The following is a 16,568-nucleotide window of genomic DNA, read 5'->3' as shown; positions in this document are numbered from 1 at the left end:
ACGCCGTCAATTCTTGCACTTGGCCAACACCACCTGGCAGGTGTCCGGCGTTCCTCCGGAGCGCCCGGCGTAACGCATGCAGTTGGCCATGGATTTTTGCCGGGCCATGTTCAGGCTGGAGCCCCAGGCCAGACCGCCCTCCCCAACCGTCGGCAAGGCCTTGGCGTAACAGCTGTCACCAACGCCTGATGGCGGGTAATGCGCTCTGTTTGAGCATCCCGAAGCCAGCATCACGCTGAAGGCGATCAAGAGCCACGACGAGCAGTGAAGCGCGACTGGTCTGCTCATCCCGTTTCACCCCTCGAAAGACAACCGTGATCCATGGAGTCTAGTCGCTACCGCCGGACATTCACTGGGTGGTCGCCTGCCGGTACTGACGCGGGGTGAACCCGGTCGATGCCTTGAACTGACGAGTGAAAGCGCTGTGATCGGTGTAGCCGCATTGCAGCGCCACCTCGGTGATCGGCAGCTCGGTGTGCAACAGGCGATGGGCATGTTCCAGCCGCACTTTCTGGATCATCTGCCTCGGCGTCAGGTGGAACACCCGTTTGCAATAACGTTCCAGCTGCGCCACCGAAATACCAGCGATCCGTGTCAGCTCGCCCAATGTTACCCGACGATTGAAATGCGCCCGGATGTGTTCGTCGACCGCTGCCAGGCGCTGAAACGCCGGGTGGGTTTCGCTGGCCGATTGCAGGTCCACCGAAATCCCCGCGAGGCCGATGATCTCGCCGTCACGGTTGTACAGCGGACGCTTGTGCGTCAGGCACCAGCCCGGTTCTCGACTGCCGTACAGGTGCAGTTCCAGCTGATCCTCCAGCACAAATCCCTCTTCCAGCACCCGCCGATCCTGCTCGGTATAACCGGGCCCCAGTTGCGCCGGAAACACCTGCGCACTGGTTTTGCCGAGCAGCGGTTTCAGGTCTTTCAGGCCGCAGCGCTGCACCAGCGTGCGATTGGCCAGGACGTACCGCGCCTGCACGTCCTTGATGAAGATCGCCGCGTTCGGAATCGCGTCCAGCATCGGCAACAGCGGTGCCACGCCGCCCAGCAGCGCATCGAGGGTATGCGGCCGATGGCGCTCATCGCCCTGACAGAGGATCGCAAACGCGTTCTGCATGTGAAGGTCTTCCCCGGTGAGTGGATCGGCCTGAAAACGTGCCCGCCCTGAGGCGTTCGCGTGCAGATTGCAGCAACGTTCGAAGCGTGTCGAGCGCCGCAGTCTTTCTTCGCAACTGTGCCGATTTCGTCATCCGCAGCTGCGCAAAACATCAATCGCCCGACGCCTGATGAGTTCACTGTTTAGCCGTTCCAGTGACTCACACCTGCCTATCCAATAACTCACAAGAAGGCGATGCCATGTCAGGCCAAGGCAAGTTCAAAAAACAACTTTCATTGATCGACCTCACCTTTATCGGGCTGGGGGCGATCTTCGGTTCCGGCTGGTTGTTCGCGGCCAGTCACGTGTCGGCGATTGCCGGGCCGGCGGGGATTTTTTCCTGGTTGTTGGGCGGGTTCGCCGTGTTGCTGCTGGGCATCGTTTACTGCGAACTGGGCGCGGCATTGCCCCGCGCTGGCGGTGTGGTGCGCTACCCGGTTTACAGCCACGGGCCGCTGCTCGGTTACCTGATGGGTTTCATCACGCTGATCGCGTTTTCCAGTCTGGTGGCGATCGAGGTGGTTGCTTCGCGCCAATACGCGGCGGCCTGGTTTCCGAGCCTGACCAAGGCCGGCAGCGGTGATCCGACCCTGCTCGGCTGGCTGGTGCAGTTCGGCCTGCTGTGCGTGTTCTTCCTGCTCAACTACCGCAGCGTGAAGACCTTCGCCAAGGCCAACAACCTGGTCAGCGTGTTCAAGTTCATCGTGCCGCTGCTGGTGATCGGCGTGCTGTTCACCTTCTTCAAGCCGGAAAACTTTCAGATCCAAGGCTTCGCGCCTTTCGGGCTCTCGGGCATCGAGATGGCGGTCTCCGCCGGCGGCGTGATCTTCGCCTACCTCGGCCTGACCCCGATCATCTCGGTGGCCAGCGAAGTGAAAAATCCCCAGCGCACCATCCCGATTGCGCTGATCCTGTCGGTGCTGCTTTCCACTGCGATCTACGTGTTGCTGCAAACCGCCTTTCTCGGCGGCATCCCGACCGAACTGCTCGCCAATGGCTGGGCCGGGGTTTCCAAGGAGTTCGCCCTGCCGTACCGCGACATCGCCCTGGCACTGGGCGTGGGCTGGCTGGCGTATCTGGTCGTCGCGGACGCGGTGATCTCGCCCAGCGGCTGCGGCAACATCTACATGAACGCCACGCCTCGGGTGATCTACGGCTGGGCGCAGACCGGCACGTTTTTCAAGGTCTTCACCCACATCGACGCGAAGTCCGGCATCCCGCGTCCGGCGCTGTGGCTGACCTTCGCTCTGTCAGTGTTCTGGACCCTGCCGTTCCCGTCCTGGGAAGCGCTGATCAACGTGGTGTCCGCCGCGCTGGTGCTGAGCTATGCCGTCGCCCCGGTGACCGTCGCCGCGCTGCGTCGCAATGCACCCGACATGCCACGCCCGTTCCGGGTCAAGTGCATGGGCGTGCTGGGGCCGGTGTCGTTCATCATCGCTGCGCTGATCGTTTACTGGTCGGGCTGGAACACCGTGTCCTGGCTGCTCGGCCTGCAAATCCTGATGTTCGTCGTCTACCTGCTCTGCGGTCGCTTCGTGCCGACCGCCCACCTCAGCCTGTCCCGGCAAGTGCGCTCGTCCGCGTGGCTGATCGCGTTCTACGCCGTGACCATCGTCCTGTCGAAACTCGGCACCTTCGGCGGTCTGGGCATCCTCACCCATCCGTTCGACACCCTGGTCGTCGCAGCCTGTGCGATGGGCATTTATTACTGGGGCGCCGCCACCGGCGTGCCGGCACACCTGTTGCGCCTGGAGTCCGAAGAGGATGAGAGCGAAGTCGCTTCGCCGTCCCCCGCCTCCGCCGCCAATCCTCGCGCTGCCGGCGCTTACTGAAATCACTCAACGGGACCTGTCCATGAAACGAGTACACGTCATTGATTCCCACACCGGCGGCGAACCCACGCGTCTGGTGATGAAAGGTTTTCCTGACTTGCCCGGTCGCACAATGGCCGAGAAGCGCGACGCCCTGCGCAACCAGCATGACCAATGGCGCCGCGCCTGTCTGCTTGAACCGCGCGGCAACGATGTGCTGGTGGGCGCGCTGTATTGCGAGCCGGTGTCGCCGGACGCCACCTGCGGGGTGATCTTCTTCAACAACGCCGGCTACCTCGGCATGTGCGGCCACGGCACCATCGGGCTGGTTGCATCGCTGCAACATCTGGGACTGATCGCACCGGGCGTGCACAAGATTGACACACCGGTCGGTACGGTCAGCGCCACGCTGCATGAAGACGGCGCCGTGACCTTGGGCAACGTGCCGGCTTATCGATTGCGTAAGCAGGTGGCGGTGGAAGTGCCGGGATACGGTCGTTTCCTCGGTGACGTGGCCTACGGCGGCAACTGGTTTTTCCTGGTCTCCGAACACGGCCAGACCCTCACAATGGACAACGTCGAAACCCTGACCGACCTCACCTGGAAAATGCTCAAGGCCCTCGAAGACCAAGGCATCCATGGCGAGGACGGCGCGGTCATCGACCACATCGAACTGTTCGCCGATGACGCCGAGGCCGACAGCCGCAACTTCGTCATGTGCCCCGGCAAAGCCTACGACCGCTCCCCTTGCGGCACCGGCACCAGCGCCAAACTCGCGTGCCTGGCCGCCGACGAAAAACTCGCGCCGGGCGAGCGCTGGGTGCAGGCGAGCATCACCGGCAGCCAGTTCGAAGGCCGCTTTGAATGGGAAGGCGATCGCGTCCGCCCCTACATCACCGGCCGCGCCCACATGACCGCCGACAGCACGTTGCTGATCGACGAAACAGATCCATTTGCGTGGGGCATCTGAGCCGCTGCGCTGTTTTTTCAAATCCCTCTGAATGACCGTTCCAAGGAGAACAATAATGAGCGACAACATCTTCACCGGCTGCATGCCCGCCCTGATGACCCCGTGCACCGCCGCGCGCAAACCGGACTTCGACGCCCTGGTGGCCAAGGGGCGCGAGCTGATCGACATCGGCATGAGCGCCGTCGTGTACTGCGGCTCCATGGGCGACTGGCCATTGCTCACCGAAGCCGAGCGTCAGGAAGGTGTGGCGCGGCTGGTGGCGGCCGGGGTTCCGACTATCGTCGGCACCGGCGCGGTCAACACCCGTGAAGCGGTGTCCCACGCGGCCCATGCGGCGAAAGTCGGCGCGCAGGGTTTGATGGTGATTCCTCGGGTGCTGTCCCGTGGTGCTTCGGCGGCGGCGCAGAAAGCCCACTTCGCGGCGATTCTGCAAGCCGCGCCGAACCTGCCGGCGGTGATCTACAACAGCCCTTACTACGGCTTCGCCACCCGCGCCGACCTGTTCTTCGAACTGCGCCGTGAATACCCGAACCTGATCGGTTTCAAGGAGTTCGGCGGTGGCGCCGATCTGCGCTACGCCGCTGAAAATATCACCTCCAAGGATGATGACGTGACCCTGATGGTCGGTGTCGACACCCAGGTCGTGCACGGTTTCGTCAACTGCAACGCCACCGGCGCCATCACCGGCATCGGCAACGCCCTGCCCCGCGAAGTGCTGCAGTTGGTAGCCCTGAGCAAGCAGGCGGCCAAGGGTGACGCCAAGGCCCGGCGTCAGGCCCGCGAGCTGGAATCGGCGCTGGCGGTGCTGTCGTCCTTCGACGAAGGCACGGATCTGGTGCTGTATTACAAACACCTGATGGTGCTCAACGGCGACAAGGAATACACCCTGCATTTCAACGAAACCGATGCGCTCAGCGACTCGCAACGCCGTTACGCAGAAGCCCAGTACACGCTGTTCCGTCACTGGTACGAAAACTGGTCGGCGGAACAGAACTTCGCCTGACCTGCCGCTGCGCTCAAGCCCGCCGCCCCCACGGCGGCGGGCCTTATTCGTGACCTGCTTTATTGATAAGGAATGCGCCATGACTCTGACGGGCCAACTGCTGATCGGTCAGCAAACCCTCACCGGCGACCGCGACGTCATCCACGGGATCAATCCCGCCACCAACTCGCCTTTGGAACCGGCCTACGCCGGCGGCTCTGCCGAGCATGTCGAGCAGGCCTGCGCACTGGCCTGGGCGGCGCTCGACCGTTATCGCGAGACAGCGCTCAAGGCGCGGGCCGAATTCATTGAAACCATCGCGGGCGAAATCGAAGCGCTCGGTGATGAACTGATCGACCGCGCCATGGCCGAAACCGGCCTGCCGCGTCCGCGTCTGCTGGGTGAACGGGGCCGCACCTGCCAGCAGCTGCGCTTGTTTGCCCGCACCGTGCGGGCCGGTGAATGGCTGGATGTGCGAGTCGATACAGCGCAACCGCAACGCCAGCCAATGCCGCGTTCGGATCTGCGTCAGCGGCAGATTCCACTGGGCCCGGTGGCCGTGTTTGGCGCGAGCAACTTTCCACTGGCGTTCTCGGTGGCCGGTGGCGATACCGCTTCGGCGCTGGCTGCCGGTTGCCCGGTGATCGTCAAGGCCCACGGCGCCCATCCCGGCACCAGCGAACTGGTTGGCCGTGCAGTGGCGCGGGCGGTCAAGGCCTGTGGTTTGCCGGAAGGTGTGTTCTCGTTGTTGTACGGCTCCGGCCGTGAAGTGGGGATTGCGCTGGTCAGCGATCCACGGATCAAGGCAGTCGGTTTCACCGGTTCGCGCAGTGGCGGCCTCGCGCTGATCAAAGCGGCTCAGGCACGGCCCGAGCCAATTCCGGTGTACGCGGAAATGAGTTCGATCAACCCGGTGTTGCTGTTTCCGGCAGCGTTGCAGAATCGCGCCGAGGCGTTGGCCCAAGGTTTTGTGGCTTCGCTGACATTGGGCGCCGGTCAGTTCTGCACCAATCCTGGTCTGGTCATCGCCCGTAAGAGCCCGGCGCTGGACGCCTTCATTGGCGCCACCACCGAACTGATCCAGCGCAGCCCCGCGCAGACCATGCTGACGCCGGGGATCTTCAATGCCTACGAATCCAGCGTGAATGCCCTCGCGGAAAATGCCCGGGCGCGCATTGCCGCTGTCGGCCAGCGAGCAACGGACCCGAATCAGGGCCAGGCCCATGTATTCGTCACCGAAGCCGCCGATTTCCTCGCCGATCATTCGTTGCAGGCCGAAGCCTTCGGCGCCGCGTCCGTGATTGTGCAATGCGCCAGCGACGCTGAAATCCGTCAGGTGCTCGAACAGTTGGAAGGCCAACTGACCGCCACGCTGCACCTGGATGACGAGGATCTGCAACAGGCCCGCGCATTGCTGCCAACCCTGGAGCGCAAGGCCGGGCGCCTGCTGGTCAACGGCTGGCCGACCGGCGTTGAAGTCTGCGATGCGATGGTGCATGGCGGGCCGTTCCCGGCGACTTCCGATTCGCGCACCACCTCGGTGGGCACCGCGGCGATCCTGCGTTTCCTGCGCCCGGTCTGCTATCAGGATTTCCCCGACAGCCTGCTGCCGACCGCGCTCAAACACGCCAATCCACTGTCGCTGCGTCGCTTGCTCGATGGCCAAAGGGAAACCGCGAAAAATGCCGAATGACCCGCACGACATCGCCGTGGTCGGCGCCGGCATCATCGGCGTCGCGAGTGCCCTGCGCCTTGCCCGTCAGGGTTTGCGGGTGGTGGTGATCGACCCGCAGGAACCGGGCCACGGCGCCTCGTTCGGCAACGCCGGGCACCTGGCGACCGAGCAAGTGTTTCCGATTGCCGACCGCTCGATCCTCAAACACCTGCCGGCCATGCTCATGGACCCGATGGGGCCGCTGCGCCTGGACTGGAAATACCTGCCCCGGGCCCTGCCCTGGTTTACGCGGCTGTTGCTGAACCTGCGCTCGGCGCCTTACCAGCGTACCGTTGCCGGATTGCGGGCACTGAATGAAAGCTCGCTCGACGCCTGGCACCGCTTGCTCAACGACATCCAGCGGCCCGACCTGCTGAAGATGGAAGGTTCGCTGCTGGTGTTCGAGCGCCCCGACTCACGCCCGGCCCTCGAAGCATTGCAGCGACGCATGCAACAGCAGCAGGTGCCAGTCGATTGGTGGCAGACCGGCGCGGTACGCGAGACCGCGCCGCAACTCAGCGAACAGATTCAGGGCGGACTGTTTTTCCCGAAAACCGGGCATTTCATCGATCCCTACCGCGTCGTGCGTGAGTTGGTGGAAGCGGCGAAAGCCAGCGGCGTGCAGTTTGTAAAGCAGGCGGTTCAGGGCGGGCAACTGCATGAGCATGGCGTCGACCTGATGACCGGAACCGGCACGCTGTCCGCTCGCCAGGTTTTGATCGCCTGCGGCGCCCACTCGGCAAAACTCACCGCAGCACTGACCGGCAAAAACGTCCCGCTGGACACTGAGCGCGGCTACCACCTGATGCTGCCTCACGAACACAACCGACTGCCCTTCCCCGTCACCTCGCTGGAACGCAAATTCATCATGACCCCGATGTCCGAAGGCCTGCGCCTGGCCGGCACCGTCGAATTCGCCGGCCTCGAAGCCTCACCCACCATGGCCCGCGCCTGGCAGTTGCATCGGTTGAGCAAGGGGTTGTTTCGCAAGGAGCTGAATGTCGAGGCAGCCACACCGTGGATGGGGTTTCGGCCGTCGCTGCCGGATTCGTTGCCGGTGATTGATCGGGTGTGTGGCGGGAAAGTGCTGCTTGCGTTCGGGCATCAGCATCTGGGATTGACGCAGGCGGCGGTGACGGCGGAGATGGTTGGGGGGATGGCCTTGCCATCGACGCAGAACGTGACTCGTGTTCTTCCGTCGAGCGAGCCTTATCGGCTGGATCGCTTTTGAGTGGCCGTCTATCTGGCGCCCTGCTGATATTCACGGGGCGTACACCCGAACTCTCGGCGAAACACCGTGTGCAGATACTGCGCGGATTTGAAACCGCACGTGCGGGCAACGTCCGCAATCGCCGTGTCGGTTTTTTCCAGCCCGCGAGTGGCCGCCGCCAGTTTGAAACGCAGAATCTCGTCATGCACGCTGCAACCACGCACCGCGCGAAAGTGCGACTCCAGCGAGGAGCGCGACACGCCGACATAAGCCGCCACCTGCGCGGTCTTGATGCCCTGGCAGGCATATTGGCGGATGAACAGCAGCGCCTGCATCACGTAGGGGTTGCCCAACGGTTGATGCAGGCTCGACACCTGCACGTTGATCGCTTCAGGCGGGATCAGGACATGCGCGCCCGTTGATGGTTTGCCGTGCAGCATCTGGTGCAGCAGTTGCGCGGCGGTGCGGCCCATGGTTTCAGTGCCCTGGATCACCGAACTCAGCGGGACCCGGGTCAGGCTGCGGGTCAGCGGGTCGTTGTCGATGCCGATCAACGCCACTTGCTCCGGAACGGCGATTCCGGCGGTCAGGCAGGCTTGCAGCAACTGCCGGGCGCGAGCGTCACTGACCGCGATGATGCCAATGGGCTTGGGCAGGCTCTGAAGCCAGGCGATCAGCTGTTCGACGGCGCTGTCCCACAGCGGCGCGCTGGTCCCCATGCCGCGATAGACCTCGGCGTGCAAACCGTCCCGCTGCATCAGTTTTAGAAAAGCCTTTTCGCGCTCCTGGGCCCATCGGTTCGCCTGCGCTTCGGGCAGGCTGAAGCAGGCAAACCGTTGCAGCCCGGCCTCGATCAAGTGCTCATAAGCCATGGTGATCAGCGCGTTATTATCGGTCGCAACGTACGGGATCCCTTTGGGGTAGGCCCGCTCATCCTGGTAAGAACCACCCACCGCCACCACCGGCAACTTGATGTCGGCCAGCGCCTCGCCAATCAGCGGATCATCGAAGTCGGCGATGATTCCGTCACCTTGCCAACGCTCGATGCCTTTCAAGCGGCAGAGAAAATCCTCTTCCAGGAACAGATCCCAGGACGCGCGCGTGCTGCTCAGGTAGTTGCCGATGCCGCTGATGATGCCGCGGTCATAGATCTTGCTCCCATTGAACAACAGGGCGATGCGGTGAACCGGCGGTACGGTTTTCATTGTTTTCAGGCTTGTTCCGGGCCCCTTGCCGTAGAGGCGGTTTGCACAGACTAGGCGCGCAGAGGGCGAATCTCAATACGCAAAATCGCACTCCGTGTTGGTGATTTTCGTAATCGGCAGGCACAGGGCCGTTGCTAGTATCGGGACACGCCCCAAGAACAACAACCGAGAACAACAACCAAGAACAACAAGGACATTGCCAATGCCGTACTTCCCCGATGTCGACCGGATTCGCTACGAAGGTCCTGCCAGCGATTCTCCCCTTGCCTTCCGTCACTACGACGCCGACAAGATCATCCTTGGCAAGCCCATGCGCGAACACCTGCGCATGGCCGCCTGTTATTGGCACAGCTTTGTCTGGCCGGGCTCCGACGTGTTCGGTGCAGGGACGTTCAAGCGCCCGTGGCAACACGCCGGTGACCCGATGGAGCTGGCCATCGGCAAGGCGGAGGCCGCGTTCGAGTTTTTCTCCAAGCTGGGTATCGACTACTACTGCTTTCACGACACGGATGTCGCCCCCGAAGGCCACTCGCTGAAGGAGTACCGCAACCACTTCGCCCAAATGGTCGATCACCTGGAACGCCATCAGGAAGAAAGCGGAATCAAGCTGCTGTGGGGCACCGCCAACTGTTTCAGCAATCCGCGCTTTGCCGCCGGTGCCGCCAGCAACCCGGATCCTGAGGTGTTCGCCTGCGCCGCCGCCCAGGTCTTCAGCGCCATGAACGCGACTCAACGCCTCAAGGGCTCCAACTATGTGTTGTGGGGCGGTCGCGAAGGCTACGAAACCCTGCTCAACACCGACTTGAAACGCGAGCGCGAACAACTGGGTCGCTTCATGCGCATGGTGGTCGAGCACAAGTACAAGATCGGTTTCAAAGGTGACCTGCTGATCGAACCCAAACCGCAGGAGCCAACCAAGCACCAGTACGATTACGACAGCGCCACGGTGTTCGGTTTTCTCCAGCAGTTCGGTCTGGAAAAGGAAATCAAGGTCAACATCGAGGCCAACCACGCGACCCTGGCCGGTCATAGTTTCCATCACGAGGTAGCGACGGCCGTCTCGCTGGGGATTTTCGGCAGCATCGACGCCAACCGGGGCGATCCGCAAAACGGCTGGGACACCGATCAGTTCCCCAACAGCGTCGAGGAAATGACCCTCGTCACTTATGAAATCCTCAAGGCCGGCGGGTTCGGCAATGGCGGGTTCAACTTCGACTCCAAGGTGCGCCGCCAGAGCCTCGACGAGGTCGATCTGCTTCACGGTCACGTCGGCGCCATGGACGTACTCGCCCTGTCACTCGAGCGGGCCGCCGCCATGGTCCAGAACGACCAGCTTCAGCGGCTCAAGGATCAACGCTACGCCGGCTGGCAGCAACCGTTCGGCCAGGCGGTTCTGGAAGGCGAGTTCAATCTCCAGTCACTGGCCGAGCACGCCTTCGCCAACGAACTGAATCCGCAGGCCGTCAGCGGCCGGCAGGAAATGCTCGAAAACGTCGTCAACCGTTTCATCTATCGCTGATCGCCAACAAGGACTGCGGGCGCTGTGACATTTGCGCGACAAATCTGTAGTCCGTTGCGTCAGCTGATTCTCTACAGTTCCACCAGCCCGATATTCATCGTCAGGCCGTGTCTTTCAAACAAAAATAAAAGGACGCACCACCATGAAGAACGTAAAACGCACGCTGTTTGCCGGCGCCCTGGCGTTGCTTTCGCTGCCGGTTATGGCCGACGCTGCCCACCCGAAAATCGGCTTCTCCATTGACGACCTGCGGCTGGAGCGCTGGTCCCGTGACCGGGATTACTTCGTTGCGGCAGCGGAGAAAATGGACGCCAAGGTCTTCGTGCAGTCGGCCGATGCCAACGAGCAGAAGCAGATTTCGCAAATCGAAAACCTCATTTCCCGTGGCGTCGATGTCATCGTCATCGTGCCGTTCAACGCCACCGTGCTGACCAATGCGGTGGCCGAAGCGAAGAAAGCCGGTATCAAGGTCGTGTCCTATGACCGCCTGATACTCAACGCCGATATCGACGCCTACATCTCCTTCGATAACGAAAAAGTCGGCGAGATGCAGGCCAGCGGCGTGCTGCACGCAGCGCCCAAGGGTAATTACTTCCTGCTGGGTGGTGCGCCCACCGACAACAACGCGAAAGTCCTGCGTGAAGGTCAGATGAAAGTGCTGCAACCGGCCATCGACAAGGGGGATATCAAGATCGTCGGCCAGCAATGGGTGAAGGAATGGAACCCTACCGAGGCGCTGAGCATTGTTGAAAACGCCTTGACCCGCAACGACAACAAAATCGACGGCATCGTCGCCTCCAACGACGCCACGGCCGGTGGCGCCATTCAGGCCCTGGCCGCTCAGCAACTGGCCGGCAAGGTGCCGATCTCCGGACAGGACGCGGACCTGGCAGCGGTCAAGCGGGTGATCTCCGGCACTCAAACCATGACGGTCTACAAACCGCTGAAACTGATTGCCTCCGAAGCCGCCAGACTCTCGGTGCAACTGGCGCGCAACGAGAAACCCGCGTACAGCTCGCAGTACGACAACGGCAGCAAAAAAGTCGACACCATCCTGCTCACCCCGACTCCGTTGACCAAGGACAACATCGACCTGCTGGAACAGGACGGCTTCTATACCAAGGCGCAGATCGCCGGAAAGTGACACTCACTGAGTGATGCCCCCGCAGGCGTTTTTCGCCTGCGGGATCAGTCCAGTATCTGTCGCTTATGAGTCTCTGCCATGTCCGACTATCTGCTGCAAATGAACGGCATCGTCAAAACCTTCGGCGGTGTCAAAGCGCTCAACGGCATCGACCTCAAGGTCCGGCCGGGCGAGTGCGTCGGGCTGTGCGGCGAGAATGGCGCCGGCAAGTCCACGCTGATGAAAATCCTGTCTGCGGTCTACCCCCATGGCACCTGGGACGGTGAAATCCTCTGGGACGGTCAACCGCTCAAGGCGCAATCGATCAGCGAAACGGAAGCCGCCGGCATCGTCATCATTCACCAGGAACTCACGCTGGTTCCCGACCTCTCGGTGGCCGAAAACATCTTCATGGGCCATGAGCTGACGCTGCCGGGTGGGCGGATGAATTACCCGGCGATGATCCACCGCGCCGAAGCCCTGATGCGCGAACTGAAAGTGCCGGACATGAACGTGTCGCTGCCGGTTTCGCAGTACGGCGGCGGTTATCAGCAACTGGTGGAAATCGCCAAGGCCCTGAACAAACAGGCGCGCCTGTTGATCCTCGACGAGCCGTCATCAGCCCTGACCCGTTCGGAAATAGAGGTGTTGCTGGACATCATCCGCGACCTCAAGGCCAAGGGCGTCGCCTGCGTCTACATCTCCCACAAGCTCGATGAAGTGGCCGCCGTGTGTGACACCATTTCGGTCATCCGCGACGGCAAACACATCGCTACGACCGCCATGGCGGATATGGATATTCCACAGATCATCACCCAGATGGTCGGTCGGGAAATGAGCAGCCTCTACCCCACCGCCCCCCACGATATCGGCGAGGTGATTTTCGAGGCGCGCCACATCACCTGCTACGACGTCGACAACCCCAAACGCAAACGGGTCGACGACGTTTCGTTCAGCCTCAGACGCGGGGAAATCCTCGGCATCGCCGGGCTGGTCGGTGCTGGTCGCACGGAGCTTGTGACCGCGCTGTTCGGCGCCTACGCCGGTCGCCACGAAGGCGAAGTCTGGCTGGACGGCAAACCCATAGACACCCGCACGCCGCTCAAATCAATCCGCGCCGGCGTGTGCCTGGTGCCCGAGGACCGCAAGCGTCAGGGGATCATTCCCGATCTGGGGGTCGGCCAGAACATCACCCTGGCCGTGCTGGACAGTTTCTCGAAATTGACCCGCATCGACGCCGAAGCCGAACTGGGCAGCATCGATCGGGAAATTTCCCGCCTGCACCTCAAGACCGCGAGCCCGTTCCTGCCGATCACCAGCCTGTCCGGGGGCAATCAACAAAAAGCCGTGTTGGCGAAGATGCTGCTGGCCAGGCCCCGGGTGCTGATCCTTGACGAGCCAACCCGAGGGGTGGATGTCGGCGCGAAGTACGAGATTTACAAACTGATGGGGATGCTGGCCGCCGAAGGCGTGTCGATCATCATGGTCTCTTCGGAACTGGCCGAAGTGCTCGGCGTTTCCGACCGCGTACTGGTGATCGGCGAAGGCCGGTTGCAGGGCGATTTCATCAACCATGACCTCACACAGGAACAGGTGCTTGCCGCGGCACTCAGCCAGCCTGACAGCCATAACAATAAAGATCGGAAATCCGCGTAAATGAATCAGGTCAAACAACTTTTCACCCGCTACAAGATGCTCGCACTGGTGTTTGCCGTGGCGCTGATCTGGCTGTTCTTCAGCTGGCAGACCGAGGGCGGATTCCTGACACCGCGCAACCTCTCCAACCTGCTGCGCCAGATGTCCATCACCGGGATCCTCGCCTGCGGAATGGTGCTGGTCATCATCAGCGGCGAGATCGATCTGTCGGTCGGCTCATTGCTGGGCCTGCTCGGTGGCGTGGCAGCCATTCTCGACGTTGTCTATCACGTACCACTGCTGGCGAACCTGAGCCTTGTGGTGGTGTGCGGATTGCTGATCGGCCTCGCCAACGGTTACATGGCTGCGTACCTGCGCATTCCGTCATTTATCGTGGGGCTGGGCGGGATGTTGGCGTTCCGGGGGATTTTGCTGGGAATCACCGGAGGCACCACCATCGCTCCGGTGTCGCCGGAACTCGTCTACATTGGCCAGGGTTATCTGCCGCATACGATCGGCGCGGGTCTGGGTGTCCTGCTGTTTGCACTGACGTTGTTCCTGACCTGGAAACAACGGCGCAATCGCGCCCTTCACGGCCTCGCGGCACACTCACTGGTGCGTGACGTGGCACGCGTGTTGTTGATCGGCGCGGTGCTGGCCGGGTTTGTCCAGACCCTCAACAGCTATGACGGCATTCCCGTGCCGGTCCTGCTTCTGTTGATTCTATTGGGCGGATTCAGCTACGTGACCAGCCAGACCGTGTTCGGCCGACGTGTCTATTCGGTGGGCAGCAACATGGAAGCGACGCGCCTTTCCGGTATCAATGTGCAGGCCGTGAAACTCTGGATTTTCGGGATCATGGGCGTGATGTGCGCCCTCGCCGGCGTGGTCAACACCGCGCGCCTGGCCGCCGGCTCCCCCTCGGCCGGCAGCATGGGCGAACTCGACGCCATCGCCGCCTGCTTCATCGGTGGCACCTCGATGCGCGGCGGTTCCGGCACGGTCTACGGCGCCCTCCTCGGCGCCCTGGTCATCACCAGCCTGGACAACGGCATGTCCATGCTCGACGTCGACAGTTACTGGCAGATGATCGTCAAGGGCAGCATTCTGGTGTTGGCGGTTTGGGTGGATGTGAGTACGCGGACTGGGCGGCGTTGATCGGGTGGTATCTACCCGAACGCCCCCCGCACGAAATCGATAAAGCTCCGCAGTTTGGGTGTCAGCCTCGGATCCGGCGCATACAACAGATTCATCGGCGAAACCGGCACCTTGTACTGCGGCAGCAGACTCACCAGCGTCCCGCTTCTCAGCGAATCCTTGACCAGCTCCAGCGGCAACATCACCACTCCCAGCCCCGCCACTGCTCCGGACAGCAACGGATCGCCCTGATTAATCGTCAATCGGCTTTTAATCGGCACGTCGATGCAGCCTTCCGGGCCTTCGAATCGCAGGTGTGAGCGGCCGTCCGAATAGGCGAACGCCAGGCATTCATGTTCCTGAAGATCCCAGGGTGTCGTGATGGGTGGGCGGCGGGCGAGGTAGGACGGCGCTGCGCACAGCACCATTTGATAGGGCATCAGCGGCAGTGCTTTCAGGCCGCAGTCGGCGAGTTCGCCGATGCGGAACACAGCGTCGTAGCCGCCGTCCACCAGGTCGACCAATTCGTTCGACAGCGTCAGGTCCACCGATACTTGCGGGTATCGGACCATGTACTCCAGCAGCTTCGGCGACAGCGAACTGACGCCGAACGTGACGGGCGCATTGATCCGCAGTCGGCCGCTGGGCACGCCTCGGGTCACGGCGGCCATTTCTTCGGCGGCGTCCATGTCGGCCAGAATCAGCTTCGCCCGCTGATAGAAGGTGCGGCCGAAATCGGTGAGGCTCTGCTTGCGAGTGGTGCGGTTGAGCAGCGAAACGCCCAGATGCTGCTCGAGCATTTTCACTTGTTTGCCGACCATTTGCGGGGACAGGTTGAGCTCGTCCGCCACCGCGCTGAAGGAGCCCAGCTCGACCGCTTTGACGAAGGTGGCCATGAGTGTGAGGCGATCCATTGGAAACTCGTTGTTTCTAGTGTTGCGCCATCCTAGGCCTTTATCCGGAGCAGGCCAAAGCCTAAATTGGCGTCCATGGCACCGGATCACGCCGGTGCAATTTCATCGATAACCGAGGAAGAGCAGATGGCACGCATTGTCAGGATTCATGAATACGGTGACGCGAGCGTCCTGAAACTGGAAAACGTCGACGTCCCGGCACCCGCAGCGGACGAAGTGCAGATCAAGGTCAAAGCCTTTGGCCTGAATCGCGCCGAGGTGATGTTCCGCAACCACGCCTATCTGCAGGAAGCGGAGTTTCCCAGCCGTCTTGGCTACGAAGCCGCCGGTGTGGTGGTGGCGGTTGGCGCCAACGCCAGCGAGTTCAAGATCGGTGATGCCGTCAGCCTGATTCCGCCGCTGGACATCGCGCGCTGGGGCACTTACGGCGAGCTGGCCAACGTGCCCGCCGACCTCACCGTCAAGCACCCGCAGAACCTGTCGTTTGAACAAGCGGCGGCATCCTGGATGCAATACGTCACCGCGTGGGGTGCGCTGGTCGAACAGGCCAAGCTGCAAAAGGACGATTTCGTGATCGTCACTGCTGCCTCCAGCAGCGTCGGCCTGGCAGCTTTCCAGATCGCCAAAATGGTCGGCGCCACCTCGATTGCCGTCACCCGAACACGCGCCAAGAAACAGGCCCTGCTGGACGCCGGCGCCGCACACGTGATCGTCAGCGACGAAGAAGACATGGTTGCAGCCGTCATGGCGCTGACCGATGGCAAAGGCGCGCGGGTGGTGTTCGATCCGGTGGGCGGCCCGTCGTTCGAACCGCTGACCCAAAGCATGGCGCGCGGCGGCATCCTGCTGGAGTACGGCGCCCTGAGCCCGGAGCCGACGCCATTCCCGCTGTTCACCGTGCTGGGCAAATGCCTGACGCTCAAGGGTTACCTCTACACGGAGATCGTCTCCGACCCGGCCATCCTGGCACGCGCCAAGGCTTTCATCGGCGACGGGCTGGCTTCGGGTGCGCTGCAACCGATCATCGCCAGGACGTTTGCCCTGGATGACATTCAGGAAGCGCATCGCTTTCTTGAGGCCAACCAGCAGGTCGGGAAGATTGTCGTCACGGTTTGAGGTGACGAGTCCCCTGCGCTTCTGTTTGCGGTAGAAACGACGAAAGCCTGCTTTTTTCAAAGCAGGCTTTCGT

The 16,568-nt window shown here is 62.1% G+C and carries 14 protein-coding genes; 10 read left to right on the top strand and 4 right to left on the bottom strand.

The features are described from left to right. Window positions 1-6 precede the first annotated feature (6 nt). Together ABTV87_RS12515 and ABTV87_RS12510 are read right to left on the bottom strand one after the other, a co-directional pair. Entirely contained in the window at window positions 7-288 is a 282-nt protein-coding gene (locus tag ABTV87_RS12515) for a hypothetical protein (protein ID WP_085604833.1), read from the bottom strand. Between the two features lie 61 nt (window positions 289-349). Beyond that, window positions 350-1,120 carry a helix-turn-helix domain-containing protein gene (locus ABTV87_RS12510; RefSeq protein ID WP_433899636.1) on the bottom strand — a complete coding sequence of 257 codons (771 nt, stop codon included), beginning with the start codon at window positions 1,118-1,120 and terminating at the stop codon, window positions 350-352. 239 nt (window positions 1,121-1,359) lie between these two features. Between ABTV87_RS12510 and ABTV87_RS12505 the strand changes: the two genes are divergently transcribed. The 5 genes from ABTV87_RS12505 (at window position 1,360) to ABTV87_RS12485 (ending at window position 7,867) form a co-directional block, all read left to right on the top strand. Beyond that, a complete protein-coding gene (locus ABTV87_RS12505) occupies window positions 1,360-2,991 on the top strand; it encodes an APC family permease (RefSeq protein WP_433899635.1) in 1,632 nt (543 codons plus the stop codon). Window positions 2,992-3,013: 22 nt separating this feature from the next. Then, a complete protein-coding gene (locus ABTV87_RS12500; RefSeq protein WP_433899634.1) occupies window positions 3,014-3,940 on the top strand; it encodes a 4-hydroxyproline epimerase in 927 nt (308 codons plus the stop codon). Window positions 3,941-3,995: 55 nt separating this feature from the next. After that, on the top strand, window positions 3,996-4,943 hold the full coding sequence (locus tag ABTV87_RS12495; RefSeq protein ID WP_433899633.1) for a dihydrodipicolinate synthase family protein: 948 nt from the start codon (window positions 3,996-3,998) through the stop codon (window positions 4,941-4,943). Window positions 4,944-5,022: 79 nt separating this feature from the next. Then, entirely contained in the window at window positions 5,023-6,615 is a 1,593-nt protein-coding gene (locus tag ABTV87_RS12490) for an aldehyde dehydrogenase (NADP(+)) (protein ID WP_433899632.1), read from the top strand. Further along, on the top strand, window positions 6,605-7,867 hold the full coding sequence (locus ABTV87_RS12485) for an NAD(P)/FAD-dependent oxidoreductase (RefSeq protein WP_221533478.1): 1,263 nt from the start codon (window positions 6,605-6,607) through the stop codon (window positions 7,865-7,867). Before ABTV87_RS12490 ends, ABTV87_RS12485 begins: the two co-directional genes overlap by 11 nt. 8 nt (window positions 7,868-7,875) lie before the next feature. Here ABTV87_RS12485 and ABTV87_RS12480 read toward each other — a convergent pair whose 3' ends face one another. Then, entirely contained in the window at window positions 7,876-9,051 is a 1,176-nt protein-coding gene (locus ABTV87_RS12480; protein WP_258713362.1) for a XylR family transcriptional regulator, read from the bottom strand. A gap of 202 nt (window positions 9,052-9,253) precedes the next feature. Between ABTV87_RS12480 and xylA the strand changes: the two genes are divergently transcribed. From xylA to ABTV87_RS12460, 4 genes are all read left to right on the top strand, one after another. After that, window positions 9,254-10,570: a xylose isomerase gene (gene xylA, locus ABTV87_RS12475; RefSeq protein WP_433899631.1), complete on the top strand. Its 1,317-nt coding sequence runs from the start codon at window positions 9,254-9,256 to the stop codon at window positions 10,568-10,570. Window positions 10,571-10,712: 142 nt separating this feature from the next. Further along, entirely contained in the window at window positions 10,713-11,714 is a 1,002-nt protein-coding gene (gene xylF / locus ABTV87_RS12470; RefSeq protein WP_433899630.1) for a D-xylose ABC transporter substrate-binding protein, read from the top strand. A gap of 78 nt (window positions 11,715-11,792) precedes the next feature. After that, window positions 11,793-13,349 carry a D-xylose ABC transporter ATP-binding protein gene (gene xylG, locus ABTV87_RS12465; protein ID WP_433899629.1) on the top strand — a complete coding sequence of 519 codons (1,557 nt, stop codon included), beginning with the start codon at window positions 11,793-11,795 and terminating at the stop codon, window positions 13,347-13,349. Then, entirely contained in the window at window positions 13,350-14,486 is a 1,137-nt protein-coding gene (locus tag ABTV87_RS12460; RefSeq protein ID WP_085604860.1) for a sugar ABC transporter permease, read from the top strand. An 11-nt stretch (window positions 14,487-14,497) separates the two neighbouring features. Here the strand turns inward: ABTV87_RS12460 and ABTV87_RS12455 are convergent, their stop codons facing one another. Continuing rightward, complete coding sequence (locus tag ABTV87_RS12455) at window positions 14,498-15,379, bottom strand: LysR family transcriptional regulator (protein WP_127797798.1); 882 nt, start codon at window positions 15,377-15,379, stop codon at window positions 14,498-14,500. Window positions 15,380-15,505: 126 nt separating this feature from the next. Here ABTV87_RS12455 and ABTV87_RS12450 point away from each other — a divergent pair, with 126 nt between their 5' ends. Next, window positions 15,506-16,495, top strand: a complete 990-nt coding sequence (locus tag ABTV87_RS12450; RefSeq protein ID WP_258713356.1) for a zinc-dependent alcohol dehydrogenase family protein — start codon at window positions 15,506-15,508, stop codon at window positions 16,493-16,495. Window positions 16,496-16,568 lie beyond the last annotated feature (73 nt).

This window comes from Pseudomonas sp. PSE1(2024) (assembly GCF_050990555.1).
Taxonomy (GTDB): domain Bacteria; phylum Pseudomonadota; class Gammaproteobacteria; order Pseudomonadales; family Pseudomonadaceae; genus Aquipseudomonas; species Aquipseudomonas aphyarum.
This window is presented reverse-complemented; position numbering and strand designations above follow the sequence as displayed.

Excerpts from the sequence above, each read along its gene's own strand:
- ABTV87_RS12515 (WP_085604833.1), bottom strand. The coding sequence starts at position 288 with ATGAGCAGACCAGTCGCGCTTCACTGCTCGTCGTGGCTCTTGATCGCC.
- ABTV87_RS12510 (WP_433899636.1), bottom strand. The coding sequence starts at position 1,120 with ATGCAGAACGCGTTTGCGATCCTCTGTCAGGGCGATGAGCGCCATCGG.
- ABTV87_RS12505 (WP_433899635.1), top strand. The coding sequence starts at position 1,360 with ATGTCAGGCCAAGGCAAGTTCAAAAAACAACTTTCATTGATCGACCTC.
- ABTV87_RS12500 (WP_433899634.1), top strand. The coding sequence starts at position 3,014 with ATGAAACGAGTACACGTCATTGATTCCCACACCGGCGGCGAACCCACG.
- ABTV87_RS12495 (WP_433899633.1), top strand. The coding sequence starts at position 3,996 with ATGAGCGACAACATCTTCACCGGCTGCATGCCCGCCCTGATGACCCCG.
- ABTV87_RS12490 (WP_433899632.1), top strand. The coding sequence starts at position 5,023 with ATGACTCTGACGGGCCAACTGCTGATCGGTCAGCAAACCCTCACCGGC.
- ABTV87_RS12485 (WP_221533478.1), top strand. The coding sequence starts at position 6,605 with ATGCCGAATGACCCGCACGACATCGCCGTGGTCGGCGCCGGCATCATC.
- ABTV87_RS12480 (WP_258713362.1), bottom strand. The coding sequence starts at position 9,051 with ATGAAAACCGTACCGCCGGTTCACCGCATCGCCCTGTTGTTCAATGGG.
- xylA (WP_433899631.1), top strand. The coding sequence starts at position 9,254 with ATGCCGTACTTCCCCGATGTCGACCGGATTCGCTACGAAGGTCCTGCC.
- xylF (WP_433899630.1), top strand. The coding sequence starts at position 10,713 with ATGAAGAACGTAAAACGCACGCTGTTTGCCGGCGCCCTGGCGTTGCTT.
- xylG (WP_433899629.1), top strand. The coding sequence starts at position 11,793 with ATGTCCGACTATCTGCTGCAAATGAACGGCATCGTCAAAACCTTCGGC.
- ABTV87_RS12460 (WP_085604860.1), top strand. The coding sequence starts at position 13,350 with ATGAATCAGGTCAAACAACTTTTCACCCGCTACAAGATGCTCGCACTG.
- ABTV87_RS12455 (WP_127797798.1), bottom strand. The coding sequence starts at position 15,379 with ATGGATCGCCTCACACTCATGGCCACCTTCGTCAAAGCGGTCGAGCTG.
- ABTV87_RS12450 (WP_258713356.1), top strand. The coding sequence starts at position 15,506 with ATGGCACGCATTGTCAGGATTCATGAATACGGTGACGCGAGCGTCCTG.